The organism is Caproiciproducens lactatisolvens, assembly GCF_052443335.1.
GTDB lineage: Bacteria > Bacillota > Clostridia > Oscillospirales > Acutalibacteraceae > Caproiciproducens.
This window is the reverse complement of record NZ_CP195750.1, coordinates 1,162,576-1,186,111: the sequence shown is the minus strand read 5'-3', so window position 1 is coordinate 1,186,111 and position 23,536 is coordinate 1,162,576. Positions and strand designations below refer to the sequence as shown.

The window sequence follows — 23,536 nt, the reverse complement described above, 5'->3', positions numbered from 1 at the left end:
TAACTCATGCCGGAGGATGAAAAATATTTCGATATGGACGAACCGGAAGGCGGAGATGATGATGAAGCTCCCGCTTGGCTGACCAGTTACAGCGACATGATGACCGACCTACTGGCGATCTTTGTAATCCTGTTTTCCTTCGCCATGATGGCCGTATCTCAGCAAAACTACAGCATCAGGACTGAATTGGAAAAGAGCAAACAGGCTGCCGCCGGCAACGCATCCGTTGCTCAGGAGACGGTAAGCGGGACAGCAAGCCAAGCGGAAAATCAAGCGGCGAATAATGATTTTGATGAGATTTATGAATCCATTCAGAAAAAAATCAATCAAAGCGGTTACTCCGAATCTATTTTGCTTGAAAAAGGCGAGGGATTTATTAAATTCCGTTTTAAGGACAACGTGCTGTTCTATCCGGACAGCCCCACTATGAGAGAATCCAGCTTCGATATCCTTCAATATATGGGCAGTCTTCTTTTGAGCGTGGACGACCAGATCGGTTCCATAGAGATCAGCGGACATACCGCCATGGCGGGAGATGAGTCCCAGAACAACTACTTTGCGTGGGAGCTTTCGTCCGACCGCGCCATTGCGGTACTGAAATTCTTTTCCAGCAAATGCGATCTTCCTCAATCCAAAATGATTGTTTCGGGGTATTCATACTACCATCCGGTAGCCGGCAACGAAGTGGAGGAAGGACGGTCACAGAACCGGCGCGTGGAAGTAAAGATCAACCGGACGGGATCCTCCGGGGATAAAATGGCAAGCTCCGCCGATGAACTCAATTAATAAAGAACAGCAATAACCTTTTTCCCCGCAGAACAGTTCTCCCCTGCCGCAGCGCGTAGGACGGCAGGGGAGATTTTTCGTCTTTCCCGTAAAATTTTCTGCACAACGGCATTCGATTTTGCGATATTCATGCTATAATAACCTTACAGCGCAAGCCGAAGCAAAGCTTCGGGCGCCTGAGAGAACATGGAAGCATGACAGGCGCACATCTTGGGAAGAGAAAAAAATACCTTTGTGACGATTGTCATGCCATCATGAAAAGAGGATTCAAATAGGAAGGTGGATACCGCATTGTTTGATAACTGGGAAGAACTGAAATCCGCTTGTCTGGAATGCCGCAAATGCGATCTGTGCACCGGGCGGACCAACGTTGTGTTCGGTGTCGGAAACGAGAAAGCCAGCGTGCTGCTGATCGGAGAAGGCCCCGGCGAAAACGAGGATTTGCAGGGGGAACCGTTTGTAGGCCGGAGCGGGCAGCTGCTTGACAAAATGCTGGATGCCGTCGACCTTGACCGGCACAAAAATATTTACATCGCGAATATCGTCAAATGCAGGCCGCCGCAGAACCGCGACCCGCTGCCGGAAGAGCAGGAGCTGTGCATCGGCTGGCTGCGCAACCAGGTGGCGCTGATCCGTCCGAAAATCATTGTCTGCCTCGGCCGCATCGCCGCCATGAAGATCATCAAGCCGGACATCAAAATCACCAGGGAACACGGTATTTTCTTTGAACGGAACGGCGTTCTGATGATGGCCACGCTCCACCCCGCCGCGCTTCTGCGCAACCCAAGCAGCAAACCCGACGCGTTTGACGATTTCATCAAGCTGCGCGACAAAATCAAAGAGCTCGGACTATAAAAGAGGGCAGCCGGACCGGCTGCCCTCTCTGCTTCTGAAAAGCAATCAGCTATTTTGTTTTGGGTTCATAGGGCATGGAAAATACGTCGAGGAATTTCTGCGACAGCACGTCATACTCATTGTTCCGCAGGATGTATTCCCTGCCGCGGCGGCCCATGGTGTTCAGCTCTTCTTTGGAAAGGCCGGCAAGCTTCTTCGCCGCCTTCGCGATGGCCGAGCTGTTCTCCGACGGAATGGAAATTCCGCATTTGGCGTCCTTCACCATGTCGTTTCCGGCTTCAATCGCGAAAATGACCGGCTTTGCGGCCATCATATAGTCCATCAGCTTGTTCGGGCTGACCCCGAAACGGAACAGCGGCTGCCGCTGCAGCCCGACGTAAAGGGCGTCCATCTGACTTAGCAGCTCCGGAATCTGGTCGCGCCTGACCGGCTGCAGCATCTCCACGACATCGCGCAGGTTCCTGTCGATTACCTGCTGAGCGAGGCGCTCGCGTTCCGGGCCGGGGCCGACCATAATCAGCTTGATTTTTTTGCCGCGGAGCTTCTCCCCCGCCTGGACAAAACTGTCCAGCGCGTTGGCGATTCCGTGCGCGCCGGTGTAGCCGATCAGGAAATATCCTTCGTCATGGAACTGCTTCAGCAGCTCGTAATATACCGGCGGATCCGCCATCGGCTTTTCCCAGTCGGCTTTGACGATCCCGTTGGGGATACAGATGTATTTTTCCGGCTTCAAGCCGTGCTCCACCATATGTTCCTTCGCGTTCGGCAGAAGCGAAACGACATAGTCGCTGTTTTTATAGCAGTAATTTTCCGCCGCCTGCATCAGCATGATATAGGGGTGGCGCGGGCTCATGCCGCCGAGCTCGATCGGGCTGAGCGGCCAGAGGTCGTGCACCTCGTAAATCAGCATTGCCCCGTATTTTTTTGAGAGCCGGTGCGCGGGATAGATGTCCAGCGGATACGTGGAAGACGCAATGACCGCGTCGGGCTTTCCCTGCGCGGCGATCTGATCGGCGTATCGATAAAGGCCGTGCAGAAAGGACAGCATATTTCTGATTCGCCCCACGCCGTTGCCGTGGTACTCGGGGCCCTCAATCCAGAAATAGCGGACGCCGTCCAGCGTTTCCTCCATCGTCTTTTTCCCCTGCAGATCCGGGTTCACGGTGCGCAGATGGGAATAGGAGCTGGCGACAATCGTCACATTGTGACCGGCGGAGGCCCAGCGCTTCGCCATAAAATACGGGCGGAACTCCATTCCGTGCCGATCGGAACCGGCGTAGTGATTGATATAAATGATATTCATAAATTACCTCTTACCCTTTTACAGGAATTGCCTTGGTTTACGGACGCCCGCCCATTTCCCGTGACAGAGCATCCGCGATCTTCTTCGACGCGTTACCGTCGCCGAACGGCATCTGTTCGTGCGCGGCCTCGTCCACAACGGTATGCATCGCCTTCCGGTAAATGTCCTCCGTAGTGAGCGCGGAAAGCACATTCCAGTTTCCTTCGAGCGTCTCCACCCATTCGGTTTCCCCGCGCAGCGTAATGCACGGCACCTTCATAAACCACGCCTCTTTCTGCAGGCCGCCCGAATCGGTCATGACCTGACAGGCGTTGGAGGTCAGAAGCAGCATTTCCAGATAGCCGACCGGATCGAGCAGTTTGATATTCCGGAATCCGCACTTTTCAATCGCTTCCTGCGCGAGCGGCCTTGTCCTTGGGTGAATCGGCAGCACGACCAGCTGCGGAAGCTGCTCGAAGGCCTTGAAGATCGCAATGATCGCGTCAAGCCCGCCGTCGGTCGTTTCCGCGCGGTGCAGAGTGGCAAGACGGTAGTTTTTCGGCTCGATGCCGAGCTGAGCGAAAATGGCGGTTTTGGACGGATTGTTTTTCGCAACCTGCAGAAAATGCAACACGGAATCCAGCATCACGTCCCCGCAGACGGAAACGCCGGCGGTAACGCCCTCTTTTTTCAGGTTGTCCGCCGCGGTCTTCGTCGGGCAGAAAAGCCATCTGGAAATATGGTCGGTCAGAACACGGTTCTGCTCCTCGGGCATGCGCATGTTGTAGGAGCGGAGCCCGGCTTCCACATGGGCGACCGGAATGTGCAGCTTGGACGCGGCCAAAGCGCCCGCCAGCGTGGAGTTGGTATCGCCGTAAACGAGCAGGATATCCGGCTTTTCTTCCAGAAGGACGTCCTCGATTTTCATCAGCATTTCGCCGGTCTGGTGCCCGTGGGAGCCGGAACCGACCCCCAGATTGTAAGCCGGCCTGGGAATGGAAAGCTCCTCAAAAAACACGTCCGACATATTGCGGTCATAGTGCTGGCCGGTATGGACCAGCACCTCTGTGCAGACCGGCTTCAGCGCCGCCGATACCACCGACGCCTTGACAAACTGCGGCCTTGCGCCGACTACGGTTACAATTTTCATCTTCCGTTCCCCCGGCTCAGCGGCAGCGGACGTCGGAATCGTCCATGTCGAGCGTGGAGAAGCTCAGGCCCTCAAACGGAACCGCCTGACCTGTTTTCTGGGACTTGTAGGCGGCCAGAATAATCTTCATGGCCTTGATTCCCTCTTCGCCGCTCACAAGCGGGTCGGTGTGCGTGTTGACCGCACGGATATAATCGGCGTAAAGCAGATTGTGGCCGCTTCCGTAAACATCCTTCGGATCCGTGCCGGCCAGCGCGGCAATGCGGGAATCCTGTTCCGCCGGGGTCTCAAAGTTCCATGTTTCCACACGGTTGACGGCAATCCCCCCGATGACCGCGGTGCCCGTGCCGCCCAGAATGGTCAGCGTTTCCTCCAGATTTTTGGGGTATACGCAGGTGGTGCCTTCCACAAGGCCGATCGCGCCGTTTTTGAAGCGGATCAGGATGGCGCCGAAATCCTCGGCGTGAATATCGCGCAGATAATTTCCGGTCATAGCCATAACGGTCTCGGGTTCGCCGCCGAGGTTCCACTGAAGAAGGTCGATATCATGGATGCACTGGTTCATCAGCGTGCCGCCGTCCTGTTCCCAGGTGCCGCGCCACGGGGCCTGCTCGTAATACGGCATCCCGCGGTTCCAGAAAACGCAGGCCGTTCCGCTGACCAGCTTGCCGAAGCGCCCGTCCCCGATCGCCCTGTGGAGCTCCTGAATCGGCGCGTTGAAGCGGTTCTGGTGGCAGACGCCGAGTGCAACGCCCTTTTCCTTCGCCTCACGGATCATCTGCTCCGCGTCGGCGGTGCTCAGCGCCATTGGCTTTTCAATCAGGACATGCTTGCCGAGGCGGATGCAGTACAGCGCGATTTCCGCGTGATAGCCGCTCTCCGTGGCAATGGCGCAGCAGTCGATCTCCCGCTCGTCCAGCGCCTTTTTATAGTCCGCGTAAACAGCCGGTTTGACGCCGGTCGCCTCCAGATAATCATTTGCTTTTTTCTCGGCGTTTTCCAGCACCGGGTCACAGACCACAGCCAAATCCATGGTTTCGGCGTTTGCAATCGCCGCGGCGATATGATTTTTTGAAATGCGGCCGCAGCCGATCAAAGCAAAACGAAGCTTCTTCATCATCATTCTCCTTTATTACATTATTTTCCAAAACATCCCTGTTTATTCCACACAAAATTCCCCCGTCACTTTTCGGAAACGGGGGAGAATCTTTTATAAAAGCTCAATATTGGAACGGTCTTTTACATCCTTCATGGCGTTTCTGGTATCAAAAACCTCTTTGGAGAGCTTTTGGATCCTGTCATAGTCAAAGCAGGCGTGCGCCGTGCAGATGATGACGATATCCGCGTTTCTCAGCAGGTCGTCCGTCAGCTCCTTCGCGCCGGTGTAGGTAACGCCCTTGTGCCGGTATTCCGGAATATACGGGTCATAGTAAGTGGTGTCCGCGCCCTCTTTGACGAGGTGCTCGATGACGTTCAGCGCCGGGCTTTCGCGGTAATCGTCGATATCCGATTTATAGGCGACGCCGAGAACGAGCACCTTGGCGCCGTTCATCGCGGTCTTATTGCGGTTGAGGACCTTCATGGCGCGGTCGACGACATACTCGGGCATGCCGGTGTTGATTTCGCCGGAGGTCTCGATCAGGCGGGTGTGGTAGTCGAACTCGCGGGCCTTCCAGGCAAGGTAAAACGGGTCGAGCGGAATGCAGTGGCCGCCGAGTCCCGGTCCCGGATAAAAAGCCTGAAAGCCGTACGGCTTTGTTTTGGCCGCGTCGATCACGTCCCAGACATTGATGCCCATGCGGTTGCAGATGATCGCCATCTCGTTTGCAAGGCCGATATTGATGTTGCGGTAGGTGTTTTCGAGGAGCTTTTCCATTTCGGCAACGGCCGGGGAGGAAACCTCGTATACGCCGCCCTCCAGGACATTGCGGTACAGCGCGGCGGCAACCTCCGTGCCGTCTTTTCCGACGCCGCCGACGACCTTCGGGGTATTTTTCGTCTTATACTGCTTGTTGCCCGGGTCCACGCGCTCCGGCGAGAAGGCAAGGTAAAAATCCTCGCCGCATTTGAGGCCGCTTGCCTCAAGAATCGGCTTTAAAAGCTCCTCCGTGGTCCCCGGATAGGTGGTGGATTCGAGAATGATCACCATGCCCTTGTGCAGGTATTTGGCAACGGATTCCGTGGAACCCTTCACATAGCTGATATCCGGCTGCTGGTACTTGTCCAGCGGAGTGGGAACGGCGATCGCCACCGCGTCCACGCCCTTGATGAAGGAAAAATCGCTGGTCGCGGAAAGGGCTCCGCTTTCGACCACGTGCTTGAGCGTATCGCCCACAATGTCGCCGATATAATTCCGGCCCGCATTGACGGAATCGACCTTTTGGGACTGAACGTCAAAGCCGATGGTCCGGTAGCCGGCCTTTGCAAATTCCACGGCGAGGGGAAGTCCGACATACCCCAGGCCGACAATACCGACAACGGCGGACTTGTCCTGAATTTTATTCAATAACTCAGTTTTCACGTTTGACATTTAAATTCTCCTCATAAATCAGATATTTTGCAGCGTCGTGCAAATATAATCGATAACCTCTTCTGTGATATAGCCGTGCATCGGCAGGCTGAAAACCGTTTTGCTGAGCTTTTCGCTCACGGGCAGATCGCCCTCCCGGTAGCCGAGCGGCGCGTACACCTTCTGCAGATGCAAAGGCAGGGGGTAATAAATCATGGTGGGGACCCCCGCCGCCTTCAGGGCGTCCGTCAGCTTTGAACGCTGCTCTTCGCTTTCCGCTTTCAGCGTATAATATCCATAGCTGGAGAAAAATCCGTCCTTTAAGACCGGCACCCGGAATTTGCCTTTCAGAAGCTCGGCATAGCTGGAAGCGGCCCAGTTGCGGTGCTGCGTCTCCTTGTCAAACTCGTGAAGCTTCGGCAGCAGAATGGCCGCCTGCAGGGTGTCCAGCCTTGCGTTCAAACCGATACGCACATTTTCATATTTAAAAGAACCCTTGCCGTGTACGCGGATGGAGACAAGCAGCCGATACATCTCTTCGTCGTCCGTAAAGACCGCGCCGCCGTCGCCGTAGCAGCCGAGCGCCTTTGCCGGGAAAAAGCTCGTCGCGGAAACGTCGCCGAAGCTGCAGGCCTTCCTGGAGCCGATCGCGCCGCCGAACCCCTGTGCCGCGTCCTCCATCAGGAAAAGGCCGTACTTTTTGCAGAGCGGCTCTATATTTGTAAAATCGGCGGGCTGGCCGAACAGGTCGACCGCGATCACGGCCTTTGGCTTTAGTCTGCCCTCTTCCAGCACCCTTTTAATCTGTTTTTCAAGGGATTCGGGATCCATGTTGAAAGTATCTTCGTCCACATCGCAGAAAACGGGGGTCGCCCCTAAAAAGCTGGCTACTTCCGCCGTAGCGAAAAAGGTGAACGCCGGAACAAACACAGCGTCGCCCTCGCCGATCCCCTTCGCCATCAGCGGCATCAGAAGCGCGTCGGTGCCGTTGCTGGTGCTGACGCAGTATCTGCGCCCCGTATAGCTGCAGAGTTCTTTTTCCAGCTCCTCCGTCTGGGGACCGGAAATAAAATGGCAGCCGTCGATCACATCGGCAATGCCTTTATCAATTTCGTCCTTTAAATGGCGGTATTGCGCGCCAAGATCGTTAAAAGCAATCTTTTCCATTTATTTTGTTTCCTCCTGAAGGCCGTTTTCGGCCTGCACATATGTTTTCCCGCATTTGGGGCAGACGAAATCCTCACCCAGTTTCTCCCCGCACTCACAGGCCCATCCGTGCTGACGGGCGGGATTTCCCATCATGACCGCATGATCGGGAACGTCCTTTGTCACGACGCTGCCGGCCGCGATAAACGCGTTTTTTCCGATTCTGTGGCCGCAGACGATGGTGGCGTTCGCGCCGATGCTGGCGCCCTCCCCGATGGGAGTATGGGCGTAAAAGGCCGCGCCGCGCTGGGGATATTTGCAGCGCGGGCGCTGAACATTGGTAAACACCATGGAAGGCCCGCAGAACACATAGTCGCTCAGCTCCACGCCCTCATAAATGGATACGTTGTTCTGGATTTTACAGAAACTGCCGATCTTTACCCCCGGGGCCACAAACACATTCTGTCCAATGGAGCAGTTTTCGCCGATTTGGGAACCGCCGCCGATGTGGCAGAAATGCCATACTTTTGTACCGTTTCCAATTTTCGCGCCGTCATCCACACACGCGCTGGGATGTACAAAAAAATCTTCCTTGCCGTTCACATTAACACCATTCTTTACAAACTGCGGCAAAATTTTTTTATGCTTTCGCCCGGCCCGACAGGCCGCCACAGTTAAAAATTATTCTGCTATAACTTGTACATTATATAACCAACGGGGCTTTTAGTCAATATTTCAAAAGGCAATATAGTTGACATTAACGATCAATCGTATTATCATTTACTTTGATTTATTGGTAAAACTGATACTGCAACATTTCCAGTTAAGTTGCAGAATTGATATCCGTTTCTCCCCATTTTTTGGGGGCCGGAAGCGCATCCCGTCTTACAGCCGCAAACGGATTTGCTGTGAAAAGGGAAAATCAACTGAAAAAAAGAGGATGACAAGTATGAGTCAGTTCGTGAAACGAGAAAAATTCATTCCATACAATCTGCCCAACATCACCGACCTGGAAATCAACGAGGTCGTCGACACGCTGAAATCCGGCTGGGTGGCCAAAGGTCCCCGGACCAACGAATTCGAGAACGAATTCGCCGCGTATCTGGGCGCGAAGCACGCAATCGCCATGAATTCCTGTACGGCGGCGCTGCACGTGGCGCTGCTGACAAAGGACATCGGCCCGGGCGACGAAGTCATCACCACGCCGATGACGTTCGCCTCCACCGCGAACACGATTATCCACACGGGCGCGACCCCCGTCTTTGCGGACGTGGACTTTAAAACCGCCTGCATCGACCCGGATGAAATCGAAAAGAAAATCACGCCAAAAACCAAGGCGATCGTTCCGGTGCATTACAGCGGACAGGTCTGCGACCTTGACCGGATTTACGAGATTGCCGACAGGCACGGCCTGTTTGTTTCGGAGGACGCCGCGCACGCCCTTTGGAGCCGCTACAAAGGCAGGCTGATCGGCAGCGGGCTTCCGGGCGCCGCTTCCTACAGCTTTTACGCCACGAAGAACCTGTGCACGGGCGACGGCGGCATGCTGGTCACCGACGACGACGAGGTCGACCGCAGGGCGCGCATCTTCGCCGGACAGGGCATGAGCAAAAACGCGTGGAACCGCTACGCCAAGGGAGGCACCTGGAAATACGACATCTGCGAGCCCGGCTTCAAGTACAACATGTTTGACATTCAGGCGGCGCTCGGCTTAAAGCAACTGTCCCGTCTGGAGGAAATGCAGGCGGCGCGCCTGAAGATCGCCGCGAAATATCAGGAGGCGTTCGGCAAAATCGACGCGATGGACCCGCCGTACGTCCCCGACTACACGACGCACTGCTGGCATCTGTACGTCGTGCGCATCGTCCCCGAGCTGCTGACCATTGACCGCGACCGGTTCATCACCGAGCTGAACGAGCGCAACGTCGGAACCAGCGTACATTTCATCCCGGTAACGTATATGAGTACCTACACGGACCGTTACGGCTACAAAAAGGGTGATTTCCCGAATGCCGAAAAGCATTTCGACCGCCTGATTTCCCTGCCGCTCTACCCCACCATGACGGACGAGGAAGTCCAGTATGTCATTGACGCCGTGAAGGATATTGTGGAAACCTATCACAAATAACCGCCGATCCTGACAGGACTGACAAAGCATATCCAAAATAGAAAAAACGCTGTACCAGGACGGTCAGCCTTTCCTTTGAGTGAAAAAGATAACCGCAGCTTCGGACGGGGCGGTTATCTTTTTTCGTATACGAAAAACGGAGCCGTGTAACGCGGCTCCGTGAGAGTGCCGAAAGACTTTGTCAGGCGCGACTTTATCGACTGCCTGACGGATCTTATTTGTTATCCTCGTAAATGATCCTGAGGCCTTCAAGCAAAAGCGTGTCGCAGAAATGGATGCTGCGTTTACACAGCGGAACAATTTCACGCGAAAGGCCGCCGGTGGCGACGACCTCGCATTTCTCCCCGAGCTCCGCTTCCATGCGCCCGATCATGCCGTCGATCATACAGGCGGTCCCCAGCAGAATGCCGGAACGCATGCTCTCAATCGTATTGTTCCCGATGACGCCCTTCGGCGGCTCCAGGCTGATGCGCGGAAGCTGTGAGGTACGGCGGGTCAGCGCGTCCAGAGAGATTGCGACGCCCGGAATAATGGCGCCGCCCAGCATATTTTTATCCCTGTCCATCACCTCAAAGGTCGTCGCCGTCCCCATATCCAGAACAATACACGGGCCGTCGAACATTCTGCTGGCGGCGACACAGCCGACAACGAGATCGGCACCGGTCAGTTCGGGGTGTTCGATTTTGTTTTGAATGCCGGTTTTTGTCTTCGGCCCGACACAGATCGGTTCCACCCCGGTCAGGTAGCGGATGGCGCGTACGATATACGTGGTGAGCGGCGGAACCACCGAGCTGACCGCCGCGCCCGTAATATCGCACAGCGAAACGCCGTGGATATCCAGAATATCCCGCAGCTCTATGGCGTACTGGTCCTCCATACGCGAGCAGTCGGTCGCCATACGGGAGACAAAAAGCAGCCTTTTATCGTCGTAAACACCGATCGTTATGTTGGTATTGCCCATATCCAATGTCAGAATCATCCTCTTAACTCCCCATCTTTTTCAGATTCTCAAATTATACCAACTATTTTTTTAATATGCAATGCTAAATTGATAATAATTTAACGATTATTGCAAAAGAAATTTTTTCCCTGTATAATTTAAGCTTGCGCGATTTTTGTCTTACCGTGTTTTTCCAGGTGAAAAAAAGGGGAAAACCGACCTAACTGTATCAAAACGCCTCGGCAGAGATTGCCGGGGCTTATTTACGGAATAAATTCTGAATCAGAACAGCGCACTGATAGAACATGGCGGACCAGTACCAGGCGGTGACCAGCTGGTAAATTGCCGTGACGGCCGTCCATTTCAGGCTGCCCATCTCACGGCGTACGGCGGACAGCGCCGCGACGCAAGGGGTGTAAAGCAGCACGAAAATCAAATAGGAGCATGCGCTCAATGTGGTGAAGTTCGCGCGCAGGGCGTCTGTCAGGCTGCCCGGATACAGCACGCTCATGGTGCTGACGACTGACTCCTTCGCGACAAGCCCCGTCAGAAGCGCGACCACCGGTTTCCATGTACCGAAGCCGCAGAGCGTGAAAACGGGGGCGACCGTCCTGCCCACCGCGGCGATGATGCTGTTTGAGCTGTCGTTGGTCATCCGCAGCCCGACGGTAAAGGACTGAAGAAGCCAAACTGCCACCGTCGCAATAAACACGGTAGTCCCGGCTCTCTGCAGAAAATCGCCCACCCGGCGCCGGACGTGAAGCCAGACCGTCCGCACCGTGGGCAGCCGGTAATCCGGCAGCTCCATGACGAACGGCGCGGGGGCTCCCTTCAGGATACTGTTTTTGAACAGCAGCGCGGACAGAAGGCCGACGAGGATGCCGAAGGAGTAAATCAGAAACATGGCAAGCGGCCTGCTGCCGACAAAAAACGCCGCGATAAACAGGGAATAAATCGGAGTTTTCGCGCTGCAGGACATGAACGGCGTAATCAGGATGGTCAGCCGCTTGTCCTTTTCGCTCTCCAGAATCCGGGTTCCCATGACCGCCGGAACAGTACAGCCGAAGCCCATCAAAAGCGGTACGAACGCGCGCCCCGACAGCCCGATGCGGCGCATCGGCGCGTCCATGATGAAAGCGGCGCGCGCCATGTAGCCGCTGTCCTCCAGCAAAGAAAGCAGCAGGAAGAGCAGCAGGATCTGCGGCAGAAATTCCAGCACCGCCCCCACCCCCGCTATGATCCCGTCCACAATCAGGCTGCGCAGCCAGGACGAGGCGCCGGCGGACGCGAGCGCGGCGTCCGCGTTCGGAGAAAGACAGGATGAGATAAAATAGTCAACGCCGTGGACCAGATAAGAGCCCACGGAGCCGAAGGTGATGTAAAAGACGAAAAAGATCAGCAGAAAGAACACGGGAATGGCCAGAAAGCGGTTGGTTGCAATACAATCGATTTTTTCCGAGACGCTTTTGGCCGACGCGCTGTGCTTTTTTACCGCTCTTCGCGTAATGGCCTCTATGTAACGGTACCGCGCGTCGGCCAGCACCGTATCCGGGTCTTTGCAATCCTTCCCCGGCTTGGGAATAGAATGGTAGGCGGCCGGCCTTCCTGCCGCGCTGTCCGCGGCTTTCAGAAGCCCGGACAATCCCTCCCCCTTTGATGCCGAAATCGGTACGGCCGCAATGCCGGTCAGCCGGGACAGCAATGCACAGTCCACCGAATCCCCACGTTTTTCCACCACATCCATCATATTCATCGCGATGACGAGCGGGATGTTCAGCTCCATGAGCTGCGTAGTGAGATACAGATTCCGCTCGATATTGGACGCATCGACAATATCGATAATCAAGTCCGGCCTTTCCCGTTCAAGGAACCTTCCGGCGATCGCTTCCTCCGGCGAGTACGGCACGAGCGAATAAATGCCCGGCAGATCAACGATTTCCAGCGTATCGTTCCCGTACCGGGCGCTGCCGCTTTTCTTCTCCACGGTTACGCCGGGCCAGTTGCCCACATAGGCGGTGGAGCCGGTCAGGGCGTTGAACAGAGTCGTTTTTCCGCAGTTGGGATTTCCCGCAAGCGCAACGACATAATGATTTGTTGTTTTACGATCATTCATAGGCAGTCCTTAATGAAAAAACAGTCTGACGGTCAGCGACGAAACCACAAAAGCGGTCAGATCGGCTGTCACCGCCGCTGGAATCGTATGACGCGTTTTTTTGACGCCGACCGAACCGAAATACACGGCGATAGCGTAAAAGGTCGTTTCGGTGGAGCCGGACATCACCGACGCCACGCGGCCCGCAAAGCTCTCCGTGCCGTTGTTCTGAAAAATCTGTGCCAGAACCGCCGTCGCGCCGCTGCCGGAAACCGGCTTGATAAGCGCAAGCGGCATCACCTCCGGCGGCAGGCCCAATAAACGGGCGGCGGGCGCCAGAAGCGAGGAAAGGATATCCAGAGCGCCTGAGGCGTTCAGCATGGACACCGCCATCATCAGCCCCACCAGGGAGGGAAGGATGGAGATGGAGGAAGAAAAACCTTCCTTTGCCCCGGCGACGAAGGTGTCGAACAGGGGCACGCCGCGCATCAGCCCGAAAAGCACGATCAGGAATACTACGACAGGGATGGCGTACACGCCCAGTTTATCCACTTTTTCTTCCCTCCAGCAGCTTTGCGGCCGTGATCCCCGCGGCAAGCGCACAGACGGAAGTCAGCCACACCGCCGGCAGAATGTCAAACGGCGCGGGAGAACCGTACTGAGCCCGCAGGGTCCCCATAAAGGTGGGGATCAGCTGAATGGACGCGGAATTGATCACGACGAACATGACCATGGAATTGTCCGCGGTCTGTGTCGGGTTCAGCTTCGCCATTTCCTTCATGGCGGCAATTCCCAGGGGTGTGGCGGCGTTGCCGAGGCCCAGCAGATTTGCGGTAACGTTCATGCAGATTGCCTTTTCGGCGGGGCCCCCTTTTTTCAGATTCGGGAAAATCCGCCGCATCAGCGGGTCAAACAGCTTGGACAGCATCAGTGTAATCCCGCCCGCATCCGCGATTTTCATCAGACCGGTCCAGGCGCACATCATGCCCATCATGGTAATGACCAGTTCCACCGCGCCGGCCGTCCCGCTCATAATTCCGGCGGAAAGCTGCGGCATCCGCCCCGTAACGGCGGCACAGATGACGCTCAGCACAATCAGCCCCGCCCAAATATAATTCAGCAGTGCGCTCACCCCTTTCCGGATTGTTCCGTATTATATGTATTCATAAAATTTTCCGCTTATCACATATTTTTTTGCTTTCCAAACATGCATTTAATTGACATTTTTGGAAAAATATACTATAATTTTGTCGTTAAATTGAATAATCAAACACTGATTTTAAAGTGAAAGGTGATGAATAAAATGAAGTCTACCGGTATTGTACGTAAAGTTGACGAATTAGGGAGAATTGTGTTGCCGAAGGAGCTCAGAATAACCCTTAACATAAACGAAAAGGATCCTCTGGAGATTTTTGTTGATGAGGACGGTAAGATCATTCTGAAAAAATACGAGCCCGCCTGTATTTTTTGCAACAGCATGAATGACGTTGTTTCGTTTAAAGGCCATAATATCTGCCACGAGTGCATGAAGAAAATCGCGAACAGACTGGAGGAATAACGGCGTTAAAGCCGCCCTGCGCTGCAGGGCGGCTGATTTTTTCATTTCCTCTTGCTATGAATGAAGAAAAGAATTATGATAAGAATAATTCCATAGTAAATACGGAGATGGCAAGATGAAATTATCCCAGAGCGAAAGACAGTATTTTACGGACTGTTCCCTGGAACTGCTGAAATCCGAGATCGTTCAGCGGATGGGGACGTTTATTCAGCACGCCAATGTTTCGTGCCTGGAGCACAGCATTTCCGTGGCTTATTACAGTTACTGGCTGTGCAGGAAACTGAATCTGAACGTGGACTGCCGGAGTATCATCCGGGGCGCGCTGCTGCATGATTTCTTTCTGTACGACTGGCACGTGACGAAGAACCCCAAGGGCCTTCACGGATTTAAGCATCCTCTGACCGCGCTGGAAAACGCCGAAGAGCATTTTTCACTCAACGACTGTGAAAAGGAGATCATCGTCAAGCACATGTGGCCGCTGACGCTGACCCCGCCGAAATGCAGGGAGGCGCTGATCGTCAGCCTTTCGGACAAATTCTGTTCCATCATTGAGATTTTGAGAATCTACCCCGCGCTGATTTCCCGCTAACGCAGCGGATTCACCCCTGCGCACAAAAAGGCCCGGAGAAGCGTCTGACGACGCCAATCCGGGCCTTTTCTACATCCTGTCGGGAGAATTTTGCCGTTACGGCGAAAAACGCCTATAAAAGCCGGGTATCGTTGATAATCAGCTCAAACTGCAGACCGAGGTACATCGCCGCCTGCCGGCAAAGCACCATGCGGGTCATAAAGATTTCAAAATACTCCATAACGGGGCAGATCTGCGTATCGATCTTAATGTCGAGCATCGCCGTCTTTTTTTCGGCGTCCACTTTGGTGGACGCCCGTTCCACCGCGTAATTGACACGGTCGTGGATATCCGCGCTGACGGTCTCCTTATCGCGCACGCGGGTGCGGCGCACATCTCCTTTGTCGGAAAGAATCAGCGCCGCGGCAATCGGATTGACGGCGGCGGCGGTCCCCTCGTCGTGATTGCCGATAGCGGCGACGATCAGAGCCACTTCGTTTGGGGGCATCCCGAGCCGGTTCAAAATCTGAAAGGCCATCAGCGCGCCGCTCTGGGCATGGTCGACACGGTTGACCACATTGCCGATATCGTGCATGTACCCCGCAATGGCCGCCAGTTCGCAGGTACGGTCGTCGTAGTGCAGGGTGCGCAAAATATAGCTTGCGTAATTGGAAGACCGCTTGGCATGGGCAAAGCCGTGCTCCGTATAGCCGATTACCCCCAGATTCTCGTTGCCGTTGGTGATATACGCATTGATTTCTTCATTTTTCAAAATATCTTTGATGGTAACTTGCTTGTATTTCTCCATTTATTCTCCGTTTACTGCGTCAGCATCCGATACATTGCTTCCATGCACACCTGTGCGTGAACCATGAAGCGGTCAATGTCAATATTTTCATTCGTATTATGCAGGCGGCGGTCGGGTTCGTCTGGGAAGAACGGGCCAAACGCAACGGCACGGCCCTCAAAGGCGCGCGCATAGGTTCCGCCACCGGTGGCGTAGACCGCCGCCGGTTTGCCGGTAACCGCCGCGTAGGCATCCTGAAGCAGGGTGATGAACGGACTGCTTTCCGGAAGGAAGAGCGGCTTATTTTCCTGACTCAGCGTGGTTTCCAGTCCGTACTGCAGAGCTTTTTCCGCGATGGAAGCAAAAATATCCTTTCCCTTTGCGGTCACCGGATAACGGATATCGATCCCGACGGACGCGGAGCTGTCATAAATGCCGGCAAGCCCGAGGTTCAGGGTCAGGGGGCCGGATTCCTCGTCGCTCACATAAACGCCGAGAGATTCTCCGTGCAGCTCGGTCCCGATATTCCTGTTGACAAAGCTGATCAGCCCGCCGAGCTCTTCCTCGGAAAAGATTTCACCCAGCAGCTTCATCAGATGAGTCGCGGCGTTGAAACCCTCCTGCGGCTGCATGGCGTGGGACGCTTTGCCGATGGAAGTGATTTCGGTCCCGTCCTCCGTCTTTTCAAAGCTGAAATCCCCCTCCAAACGGGAAGCGGCGCTTTGGAGCTTTGCAAGAACTTCGTCCGTACACATCACGACCGCCTTCGCCTTGGCGGGGACGGCGTTGACAACGGTACCGGCGGAAAATTCGCGGACCACCGCCGAGCTGTGCTCCCGCGAGGAGACAGTCAAACGCATGATCCCCTTTTCGCGGTTGCAGATACCGTACTCGGAATCCGGGGTGAAGGCCATAACGGGCATCTGCTCCGATTTCAGGTACATTTCCAGATCGTTGCTCGCGGTCTCCTCTCCCGCGCCGAAAATAACCCGCAGGCGGCGCTTCGACTTGATATTTTCATCCTTCAGAACCTTTAAGCAATACAGGGCGACCACCGCCGCTCCCTTGTCGTCCGCCGTGCCGCGGCCATAGTACAGGTTTCCCTTCCTGGTAAGCGTAAACGGGTCGGTATCCCAGCCCTCCCCCGCCGGCACGATATCCATGTGGGCGACCACCGCGGCGACCTCGTTCCCCTCTCCGTACTCCGCGTGACCGGCATAGTTACCGACGTTCTTTGTGGCAAAGCCCATATCGGCGGCCATTTGCAGAATCCGGTTCAGAGCCTCTGCGGGCGCCTTGCCGAACGGCATTCCCTCCACGGCCTCGCCGCGCACGGAGGGGATGGCAACCAGTTGTGCCAAATCATGTATGATAGCATCCTGATACTTCAAAATTTTGCTTCCAAAACTCACGGATATTCTTCCTTTCCTGTTATGTCGCTTGTTATGTCGCTTTTATTATAGCACAAAAAATACCAAAAAATAAGGGTGAACCGAAGTCCACCCTGTAAAATCGCTATGAAATTTATCCGATCGCAGAGGGATACTGCCCGCGGATGACCGCAAGCGCCTCTTCGTCCGCGACAACCGTCAGGTCATTGTGGAGCTGAAGGATGGACGCCGGGACTTCCGGGGTGATCGGCCCGAAGAGCGAACGGCAGAGAATCTCCGCTTTGCTGGCGCCGTTGGCGACCAGAAGAATCTTTTTCGCCTGCATAATCGCCTTGATGCCCATCGTGAGAGCACGCTGCGGCACTTCCGAGGCATTTTTAAAGAAACGCGCGTTCGCATCGATGGTTTTCTGCTTTAGCTTTACACAGTGCGTCATTTTGTCAAAGTCGTCGTCCGGCTCGTTGAACCCGATGTGGCCGGTGTGTCCGATGCCCAGAAGCTGCAGGTCAATGCCGCCCAAGCTGGTGATGACGTTGTCATACCGTTTACATTCCGCGTCGATATCCTTTGCAAGCCCGTTCGGAACATTCGTGTTTTCAATCGGAATATTGACCTGGCTGAAGAAATTTGTATTCATATAATAACGATAGCTCTGTTCGTGTTCGCCCGACAGCCCGCAATATTCGTCAAGATTGACGCTGTGCACCCTTGAGAAGTCGATATCGTCTTTTTTATACCATTCTATCAGCTGCTTGTATACACCAAGCGGTGTGGAACCGGTGGCAAGGCCCAAGACCGAATTCGGAAACAGAATAACCTGTGCGGAGATAATGTTGGCCGCTTTCCGGCTCATGCTCTGATAATCCGGTGCGCTGATAATTTTCATAAACCTCTTCCTTTCCTGTGGCGGCTGAAGTTCGAAAAAATAAAAATTATTTTTATTTTCGGCGGAAAATATCAAAAATTTCTTTTCTAAATTAAATTATAGCACAAAAGACAAAAAAAACTACGGGGCAAAATCAATCAATCTCACCCCGCAGTATGTCCATTATTTATGCACTCCGTCCAACAGCGCGACCGCTTTCTCCCAGGGCACCGGCGGACTGATGAAATACCCCTGAATCATCCTGCAGCCGCAGCTGTAAATACAGTCGATTTGGGCCTGCGTTTCCACGCCCTCCGCAATGACTTCCAGATTCAGCCTTTTCGCCAGCCGGACAATCATGTCCACAATATCGCGCCCCACCCGGTCGGTTACCACCTCGTCGATAAAGCTTTTATCGATTTTCACCGAATGGATGGGGAGATTTTTCAGATAGGTCAAGGATGAAAATCCCGTCCCGAAATCGTCAAGGTACACGGAAATGCCATGGCCGCTCAGAATTTCGAGCTTTTTGATGACCCCGTCGAAAGATTCTATGAGGGTGGATTCCGTTACCTCGATCGCCACGCTGCCGGGAGTCAGCCCATAGTAGCGGAAGCGTTCCAGCACATAATCCACATAGTCCGCCTGCAGCAGCTCCACAGGGGAGGTGTTGAAGGAAACCCGGAGCCCGCGGCCTTGTACGCCCTGTGCAAAAGCAAACGTCCGATCGACGACAGACCGTCCCAGTTCCTTGATGAAGCCGGTGTTTTCCGCCATCGCGATAAACGTAACCGGCGATACCATCCCGAATTTGGCGCTGTTCCAGCGGGCCAGGGACTCAAAGCCGACAATCGCCCTTTTCTCATAGTCGTACTGCGGCTGAAAATAGCAGCAGAACTCGCCATTGTGAATGGATAGCTTGAGTTCCCGCTGCATCTGATGCTGGCGGTCAATCGTAATTCCGAATTCGTCGTTAAACAGGGCGTAGCTTCCCTTCGACGTGCTCTTCGCTTCATGCAGGACAAATTCGCCGCGGTTAATGATTTCATCGAACCGGTCGTTCTCGATGATCTCCCGGTAATGAAACAGGATCGCGCCGACGCTGCACGTCAGCTGAATGACATTGCCATGAATCAGAAACGGCTCCTCAAACAGATGCAGAATCGTTTTAGCACAGCTTTCAAGCTCTTCCGGAGTATTCACATTGGAGATCAGGAGGGTAAACTCGTCCCCGCCGATTCTGCCGACCAGCGTGTTTTCTCCTTCCACGGATGCCAGACGGGCCGCCGCCGAAGCGAGGAAAGAATCCCCGATGTCGTTGCCGAAGGTATTATTGACCGACTGGAAATTGTCGATATCGAGGAAAATGGCGGCTCCGTTTTTGCTTTCCGCACGACAGAGCCTGATCCATTCGGAAATATTCTTTTCCACTCCCTTGCGGTTCGGCAGATTCGTCAGAGGGTCGGTATAGGTGTAATAGCTGATATCCTCTTTACGCCGCATACTCGCTTCATAGCTGCTTTTTTTGAATTTAAAAAAGCCGACGGAGGCAGCAACGAATTCAAGGATCAGCAGTCCGAATAAAATTCCGCTCATGATCAGGATCTGATTGCCGGGAGCCATGATTTTATTTTCTTCCACCATGACCGCAAACATCCAGCCGTCGGTTCCCTGGATGCCGCTGTATCCGATCAGCTTATCGACTCCATTGATCGCACAGACTCCCCTGCCCGACTGCCGGGAAAGAAAATCACCTTTCATTCTGCTGATTTCCGGCTGAGAGGACTCACCGATGTATTGGAAAAAGTTGCTGAACCGATCCTGTCCGCTTCGGTTGGAAACCACTGTTCCGTTATGGGAAAGAATATAAATGGAATAATCCGAATCAACGGCAATATTATCCATGATGTTCAGCTCTTCTTTGTCCGGCGTCGTTGCGACCAGTACGCCGACAATTTCCCGGTTACGGATCACCGGCACCGCATACGCGATAATTTTGCTTTTTGAATCAAATAAATCGTACAGTTCCCCCGAAATATTGGCGTGGCCGGCCAGCGCCTTCTGAAAATATTCCCTTTCGCCAATCATCATCGTCTTGCCGTCGTTGGTAACCGCCCGGCCGGACCTGTCGACATAAGCCACCCGCACGAAATTTTTTCTTCTGGCTTCATCCGAAAGGATTCTCATTTGTTCCGCCGTGCTTTGGGTAAGCCCGTTCTGCTGCGCAATGGCGCTGAGCGCGTCCAGATTACCCACAATCGCCGCGCGAACCGCGTTTGAACCCTGTTCCGATATTTTTTGCAGCGAAGTCTGCGTATTCGCTGTCAAAATACTGCGGACACCAAAGACAAAACCCAGCCCCAGCGCAATCAATATTGCGACAATCCCGACAATAATCAGAACCATTTTATTTCTCTGGTATTTCATTTAGCCACCCATTTCGACAGATTTTGCGTAATTGGATAAGTGAATGGTTCTAAATCCTTTTATTAAATGATTTTAAAATATTTTACAAGCTTTTAATATTTTATTAATTATAATATCGGACCTTCCTTTTTAAATTTGAGTCCGAACGAATAAATTTATTCGCCCTGCAAACAATTTCAACGAACGCAAAGTGGGGTGATATAGGATGAAAAAAAATGCGTTTCTATTTTTGACCGGAGGAACTGTATATCCGGCGCTGGAAATGATCTGTCGCGGGAAGACGGATATTTCCATGGCTGCGGCAGGCGGGCTGTGCTTGTGCCTGATTGACCGCGTATGCAACCACACGATGAGAAGCAGACCGATTTCCGTCAAGTGCTTTGCCGGTTCGGGAATTATCACCACAGTGGAATTTGTCACCGGGCTTCTGGTGAATGTCGCTCTGAAGCAGAACGTATGGGATTATTCCGCACTGCCGCTGAACATTATGGGGCAGATCTGCGTACCGTTTTCCCTGCTGTGGTTTGTGGTCACTCTTCCCGCCCTGGGACTCTGCGGGCTGTGTGAAAAAGCCCCTTTCCTTGCCGAATAGCAAAATATCCGCCTCCCCGCATGAAACGGAGGCGGATATTTATTTAAGAATTTTAATGGAATGCATTGACACAAGCCCCTAAAATATGATATTATTATTCTCGCACTTGTGATGGAGAGGTGTCCGAGTGGTTTAAGGAGCTAGTCTTGAAAACTAGTGATCCCGCAAGGGACCAAGAGTTCGAATCTCTTCCTCTCCGCCATTTAAGAAACTTCATATTTGTTTTGTTTTCACCAATAAGGAGAAATACCCAAGTGGTGAAGGGGCTCCCCTGCTAAGGGAGTAGGTCGGGTAACCGGCGCGAGGGTTCAAATCCCTCTTTCTCCGCCAAAACATTATGAACCATTTTTTCGGATTTGGTTCATAATGTTTTTTTGTTTTGAAACAGGGATTATTGTTTAGCTTAACACACCCACAAAATTATATTTGACCTGAATGCTCTGGCTTTTATGGCCGTCTTCGTCCGTCTGTTCATGCACATCCACGTGATCAATGAGCTGGAACGCCGTGGCCCGGTCAAGGCTGTTAATGGAAACGCACTCCTTAATCAGCTTGATCCAGTTTTTTACGTCGCTTTCGCTGTTTACTTCCTCTTGGGTACTCTGTCGAATGTCCTCGGCCTTTGCTTCCAGCTCGGACAGTTCGCTTTCGTAATCGGATAGCATCTTCCGAAACAGGCTTTCCGGCACATTGCCCGCTATCTTTTCCTCAAACAGTCGCTTACTGGCATCCTCCAGAAACGAAATACGGTTTGTCGCGTCGCGCAGGGCTTTTCCCTGCGCGGCTTTTTCATTTTGCCGCTCCCGCCCGGAGAAGGACAGCAACCTGTCCATCAGCTTCTTTTCGTCGGTGACTGCCGTCTGCGCGTAAAATTGGATATCAGACAGGATGATGCTTTCCAGCGTGTCCGCATCCATGAAGTGCATGGAACAGCTTTTGCTTCCACTGTTGGCATATCGGCTGCAACGGTAAAAACGGTATTTCGTGCCGCTTTTATTTACCCGTTCATTGAATGCCATTGCCGCTCCACAGTCGGCGCACCGGATGATTCCTGAAAAGACGTTGATGTCGCCGCTTCTCGTTGCACGGATGGAATTACAGGGACTTTGGCGTTTTGTTTTATCCAAACGTCTTTGAACGCATTCCCAAGTGAAGCGGTCGATAATCGGTTCATGTGTCCCCTCGACGATTACCCAAGCGTCCGGGTTGGTGACAAGCCGTTTTTTCGTTTTAAAAGAAGAAACCTTGCGCTTGCATTGTACCATATCGCCTATGTAGACTTGATTTCGCAGCAATTGCAGGATGGTACCACTGCCCCACTGTTGCAGGGTATCGCTTCGCGTAGCCCGCTTTCTCGTTTGCTTGAAGTAATAATCGGCGGGAGTATCCACGCCCTCGGTGTTGAGCTTGGTCGCTATATTGCGTCCGCTCTCGCCAGCCGCGAATTCGCGGAAAAGCCGTTTGATAATTTCGGCGGCGGGCGGGTCGATAATCAACAGATGCTTGTCTTCCGGCGATTTTACATAACCGAACGGCGGCTTGCTCCCCATAAATTTACCCTGCTTTGCGCTGATCTGCCGAGCGGAGCGTATCTTTTTGGAGATATCCTTCGCGTACATCTCGTTTAGGATATTTTTGAAGGGCGCGATGTCATTATCTTCTTTGGCGCTGTCGTAACTGTCGTTGACTGCTACATACCGGACGCCGTGCTCAGGAAAGAAGAAATCAGTATATTGCCCGGTCATAACGTAGTTACGCCCCAATCGGGAAAGGTCTTTCGTCAGAACAACACTAACATAACCTTCTTCAATATCCCCAATCATCCGTTGGAAGCCGGGACGCTCAAAATTCGTTCCCGTGAAACCATCGTCTACGTAAATATCGTAAATGTTCCACCCCCTTTCTTTGCAATAGGCCATGAGCATGTCGCGCTGATTCGAAATGCTCATGCTTTCGGTGTTGCCGTTTTGGTCGTCCCTGCTCAACCTGAGATAGATGGCGACATAAATCTCTTTGGTAATGGTTCGCGCTTTCGTCATTGTGAAACTCCTCTCGATGCTTCACAAAAAGCGCGGCTTATGGTGGACGATTTATCATTTGCCTATCTATAGTTTACCATATCCACCGGGAAGCACAATGTTGTCGCGCTTTTGCACCAAACGTTCCGCGATCCTTCGGCAAGCAATGGAATAAAGCAGATCGTCCAGCGTCGCTTTATTCTCAAACGTACCGACAAGTTGAATCGACCGCTTTCCGGCCTTAAATTTCGCGATCGTTTCGCCGGAACCGATTGTTCGCCTTTCCAATTCCGTTATCTGCATAAATAACTCACCTCCTAAGTTACTGTTGGTTCCCAACGTGTCCCGTGGAGAAACACCAAAGGGCAACACCAATTTAGAATGGTGCTGCCCTCTAATCTTGCTCCACACTTCGGGTCAAGTTGGCCCGAAGTCAAAACTT

The 23,536-nt window shown here is 53.3% G+C and carries 22 protein-coding genes and 2 tRNA genes; 8 read left to right on the top strand and 16 right to left on the bottom strand.

Going from position 1 to position 23,536, the window contains the following annotated elements:
* Window positions 1–6 precede the first annotated feature (6 nt).
* Together ACRQV7_RS05775 and ACRQV7_RS05770 are read left to right on the top strand one after the other, a co-directional pair.
* On the top strand, window positions 7–786 hold the full coding sequence (locus tag ACRQV7_RS05775) for an OmpA/MotB family protein (RefSeq protein WP_444659787.1): 780 nt from the start codon (window positions 7–9) through the stop codon (window positions 784–786).
* A gap of 291 nt (window positions 787–1,077) precedes the next feature.
* Window positions 1,078–1,641, top strand: coding sequence for a uracil-DNA glycosylase (locus ACRQV7_RS05770; RefSeq protein WP_275716669.1), 564 nt, complete (start codon window positions 1,078–1,080; stop codon window positions 1,639–1,641).
* A 49-nt stretch (window positions 1,642–1,690) separates the two neighbouring features.
* On the opposite strand, the gene ACRQV7_RS05765 is transcribed toward ACRQV7_RS05770, so the two are convergent.
* The 6 genes from ACRQV7_RS05765 to ACRQV7_RS05740 all read right to left on the bottom strand — a co-directional run bounded on the left by ACRQV7_RS05765 (window position 1,691) and on the right by ACRQV7_RS05740 (window position 8,331).
* A complete protein-coding gene (locus ACRQV7_RS05765) occupies window positions 1,691–2,944 on the bottom strand; it encodes a glycosyltransferase family 4 protein (RefSeq protein ID WP_444659786.1) in 1,254 nt (417 codons plus the stop codon).
* Between the two features lie 37 nt (window positions 2,945–2,981).
* Complete coding sequence (gene wecB / locus ACRQV7_RS05760) at window positions 2,982–4,073, bottom strand: non-hydrolyzing UDP-N-acetylglucosamine 2-epimerase (RefSeq protein ID WP_444659785.1); 1,092 nt, start codon at window positions 4,071–4,073, stop codon at window positions 2,982–2,984.
* Between the two features lie 16 nt (window positions 4,074–4,089).
* Window positions 4,090–5,190: a Gfo/Idh/MocA family protein gene (locus ACRQV7_RS05755; protein WP_444659784.1), complete on the bottom strand. Its 1,101-nt coding sequence runs from the start codon at window positions 5,188–5,190 to the stop codon at window positions 4,090–4,092.
* A gap of 93 nt (window positions 5,191–5,283) precedes the next feature.
* The gene (locus ACRQV7_RS05750) at window positions 5,284–6,603 is read right to left on the bottom strand and encodes a nucleotide sugar dehydrogenase (protein ID WP_444659783.1); all 1,320 of its coding nucleotides are present in this window, start codon (window positions 6,601–6,603) and stop codon (window positions 5,284–5,286) included.
* Window positions 6,604–6,621: 18 nt separating this feature from the next.
* Window positions 6,622–7,749: a DegT/DnrJ/EryC1/StrS family aminotransferase gene (locus ACRQV7_RS05745; protein WP_444659782.1), complete on the bottom strand. Its 1,128-nt coding sequence runs from the start codon at window positions 7,747–7,749 to the stop codon at window positions 6,622–6,624.
* Window positions 7,750–8,331 (bottom strand): acyltransferase, encoded by a 582-nt coding sequence (locus ACRQV7_RS05740; RefSeq protein ID WP_444659781.1) that lies wholly within the window; start codon window positions 8,329–8,331, stop codon window positions 7,750–7,752. It lies immediately after the preceding gene.
* A 346-nt stretch (window positions 8,332–8,677) separates the two neighbouring features.
* Between ACRQV7_RS05740 and ACRQV7_RS05735 the strand changes: the two genes are divergently transcribed.
* Window positions 8,678–9,856 (top strand): DegT/DnrJ/EryC1/StrS family aminotransferase, encoded by a 1,179-nt coding sequence (locus ACRQV7_RS05735; protein WP_444659780.1) that lies wholly within the window; start codon window positions 8,678–8,680, stop codon window positions 9,854–9,856.
* Window positions 9,857–10,070: 214 nt separating this feature from the next.
* On the opposite strand, the gene ACRQV7_RS05730 is transcribed toward ACRQV7_RS05735, so the two are convergent.
* The 4 genes from ACRQV7_RS05730 to ACRQV7_RS05715 all read right to left on the bottom strand — a co-directional run bounded on the left by ACRQV7_RS05730 (window position 10,071) and on the right by ACRQV7_RS05715 (window position 14,020).
* On the bottom strand, window positions 10,071–10,835 hold the full coding sequence (locus ACRQV7_RS05730; protein ID WP_444659779.1) for a type III pantothenate kinase: 765 nt from the start codon (window positions 10,833–10,835) through the stop codon (window positions 10,071–10,073).
* 220 nt (window positions 10,836–11,055) lie between these two features.
* Complete coding sequence (feoB, locus tag ACRQV7_RS05725) at window positions 11,056–12,909, bottom strand: ferrous iron transport protein B (RefSeq protein ID WP_444659778.1); 1,854 nt, start codon at window positions 12,907–12,909, stop codon at window positions 11,056–11,058.
* Between the two features lie 9 nt (window positions 12,910–12,918).
* Window positions 12,919–13,440, bottom strand: coding sequence for a spore maturation protein (locus ACRQV7_RS05720; RefSeq protein WP_444659777.1), 522 nt, complete (start codon window positions 13,438–13,440; stop codon window positions 12,919–12,921).
* Window positions 13,433–14,020 (bottom strand): nucleoside recognition domain-containing protein, encoded by a 588-nt coding sequence (locus tag ACRQV7_RS05715; RefSeq protein WP_444659776.1) that lies wholly within the window; start codon window positions 14,018–14,020, stop codon window positions 13,433–13,435. The genes ACRQV7_RS05720 and ACRQV7_RS05715 overlap by 8 nt, the downstream gene beginning before the upstream one ends.
* 171 nt (window positions 14,021–14,191) lie before the next feature.
* Here ACRQV7_RS05715 and ACRQV7_RS05710 point away from each other — a divergent pair, with 171 nt between their 5' ends.
* Window positions 14,192–14,446 carry an AbrB/MazE/SpoVT family DNA-binding domain-containing protein gene (locus ACRQV7_RS05710; protein ID WP_275716693.1) on the top strand — a complete coding sequence of 85 codons (255 nt, stop codon included), beginning with the start codon at window positions 14,192–14,194 and terminating at the stop codon, window positions 14,444–14,446.
* Window positions 14,447–14,561: 115 nt separating this feature from the next.
* Window positions 14,562–15,035, top strand: coding sequence for an HD domain-containing protein (locus ACRQV7_RS05705; RefSeq protein WP_038323576.1), 474 nt, complete (start codon window positions 14,562–14,564; stop codon window positions 15,033–15,035).
* Window positions 15,036–15,147: 112 nt separating this feature from the next.
* On the opposite strand, the gene ACRQV7_RS05700 is transcribed toward ACRQV7_RS05705, so the two are convergent.
* The 4 genes from ACRQV7_RS05700 to ACRQV7_RS05685 all read right to left on the bottom strand — a co-directional run bounded on the left by ACRQV7_RS05700 (window position 15,148) and on the right by ACRQV7_RS05685 (window position 20,484).
* Window positions 15,148–15,822, bottom strand: coding sequence for an HD domain-containing protein (locus ACRQV7_RS05700; RefSeq protein WP_444659775.1), 675 nt, complete (start codon window positions 15,820–15,822; stop codon window positions 15,148–15,150).
* An 11-nt stretch (window positions 15,823–15,833) separates the two neighbouring features.
* On the bottom strand, window positions 15,834–17,192 hold the full coding sequence (locus tag ACRQV7_RS05695) for a Sapep family Mn(2+)-dependent dipeptidase (RefSeq protein ID WP_444659774.1): 1,359 nt from the start codon (window positions 17,190–17,192) through the stop codon (window positions 15,834–15,836).
* A 133-nt stretch (window positions 17,193–17,325) separates the two neighbouring features.
* Window positions 17,326–18,078 (bottom strand): glucosamine-6-phosphate deaminase, encoded by a 753-nt coding sequence (nagB, locus tag ACRQV7_RS05690; protein WP_275716702.1) that lies wholly within the window; start codon window positions 18,076–18,078, stop codon window positions 17,326–17,328.
* 162 nt (window positions 18,079–18,240) lie between these two features.
* Window positions 18,241–20,484, bottom strand: a complete 2,244-nt coding sequence (locus ACRQV7_RS05685; protein ID WP_444659773.1) for a bifunctional diguanylate cyclase/phosphodiesterase — start codon at window positions 20,482–20,484, stop codon at window positions 18,241–18,243.
* Between the two features lie 205 nt (window positions 20,485–20,689).
* Between ACRQV7_RS05685 and ACRQV7_RS05680 the strand changes: the two genes are divergently transcribed.
* The 3 genes from ACRQV7_RS05680 (at window position 20,690) to ACRQV7_RS05670 (ending at window position 21,406) form a co-directional block, all read left to right on the top strand.
* Complete coding sequence (locus tag ACRQV7_RS05680; protein WP_275716706.1) at window positions 20,690–21,076, top strand: putative ABC transporter permease; 387 nt, start codon at window positions 20,690–20,692, stop codon at window positions 21,074–21,076.
* A 113-nt stretch (window positions 21,077–21,189) separates the two neighbouring features.
* Window positions 21,190–21,278, top strand: a tRNA-Ser gene (locus tag ACRQV7_RS05675).
* A gap of 38 nt (window positions 21,279–21,316) precedes the next feature.
* Window positions 21,317–21,406 (top strand) — tRNA-Ser (locus ACRQV7_RS05670).
* A gap of 68 nt (window positions 21,407–21,474) precedes the next feature.
* Here ACRQV7_RS05670 and ACRQV7_RS05665 read toward each other — a convergent pair.
* Both ACRQV7_RS05665 and ACRQV7_RS05660 read right to left on the bottom strand, forming a co-directional pair.
* Window positions 21,475–23,115, bottom strand: a complete 1,641-nt coding sequence (locus ACRQV7_RS05665) for a recombinase family protein (RefSeq protein ID WP_444659772.1) — start codon at window positions 23,113–23,115, stop codon at window positions 21,475–21,477.
* Window positions 23,116–23,181: 66 nt separating this feature from the next.
* A complete protein-coding gene (locus ACRQV7_RS05660; protein WP_444659771.1) occupies window positions 23,182–23,397 on the bottom strand; it encodes a hypothetical protein in 216 nt (71 codons plus the stop codon).
* Window positions 23,398–23,536: the final 139 nt, after the last annotated feature.

Coding starts and splice junctions, on each gene's coding strand:
- ACRQV7_RS05775 (WP_444659787.1), top strand. CDS start 7: ATGCCGGAGGATGAAAAATATTTCGATATGGACGAACCGGAAGGCGGA.
- ACRQV7_RS05765 (WP_444659786.1), bottom strand. CDS start 2,944: ATGAATATCATTTATATCAATCACTACGCCGGTTCCGATCGGCACGGA.
- wecB (WP_444659785.1), bottom strand. CDS start 4,073: ATGAAAATTGTAACCGTAGTCGGCGCAAGGCCGCAGTTTGTCAAGGCG.
- ACRQV7_RS05755 (WP_444659784.1), bottom strand. CDS start 5,190: ATGAAGAAGCTTCGTTTTGCTTTGATCGGCTGCGGCCGCATTTCAAAA.
- ACRQV7_RS05750 (WP_444659783.1), bottom strand. CDS start 6,603: ATGTCAAACGTGAAAACTGAGTTATTGAATAAAATTCAGGACAAGTCC.
- ACRQV7_RS05745 (WP_444659782.1), bottom strand. CDS start 7,749: ATGGAAAAGATTGCTTTTAACGATCTTGGCGCGCAATACCGCCATTTA.
- ACRQV7_RS05735 (WP_444659780.1), top strand. CDS start 8,678: ATGAGTCAGTTCGTGAAACGAGAAAAATTCATTCCATACAATCTGCCC.
- ACRQV7_RS05730 (WP_444659779.1), bottom strand. CDS start 10,835: ATGATTCTGACATTGGATATGGGCAATACCAACATAACGATCGGTGTT.
- feoB (WP_444659778.1), bottom strand. CDS start 12,909: ATGAATGATCGTAAAACAACAAATCATTATGTCGTTGCGCTTGCGGGA.
- ACRQV7_RS05710 (WP_275716693.1), top strand. CDS start 14,192: ATGAAGTCTACCGGTATTGTACGTAAAGTTGACGAATTAGGGAGAATT.
- ACRQV7_RS05705 (WP_038323576.1), top strand. CDS start 14,562: ATGAAATTATCCCAGAGCGAAAGACAGTATTTTACGGACTGTTCCCTG.
- ACRQV7_RS05700 (WP_444659775.1), bottom strand. CDS start 15,822: ATGGAGAAATACAAGCAAGTTACCATCAAAGATATTTTGAAAAATGAA.
- nagB (WP_275716702.1), bottom strand. CDS start 18,078: ATGAAAATTATCAGCGCACCGGATTATCAGAGCATGAGCCGGAAAGCG.
- ACRQV7_RS05685 (WP_444659773.1), bottom strand. CDS start 20,484: ATGAAATACCAGAGAAATAAAATGGTTCTGATTATTGTCGGGATTGTC.
- ACRQV7_RS05680 (WP_275716706.1), top strand. CDS start 20,690: ATGAAAAAAAATGCGTTTCTATTTTTGACCGGAGGAACTGTATATCCG.
- ACRQV7_RS05665 (WP_444659772.1), bottom strand. CDS start 23,115: ATGACGAAAGCGCGAACCATTACCAAAGAGATTTATGTCGCCATCTAT.
- ACRQV7_RS05660 (WP_444659771.1), bottom strand. CDS start 23,397: ATGCAGATAACGGAATTGGAAAGGCGAACAATCGGTTCCGGCGAAACG.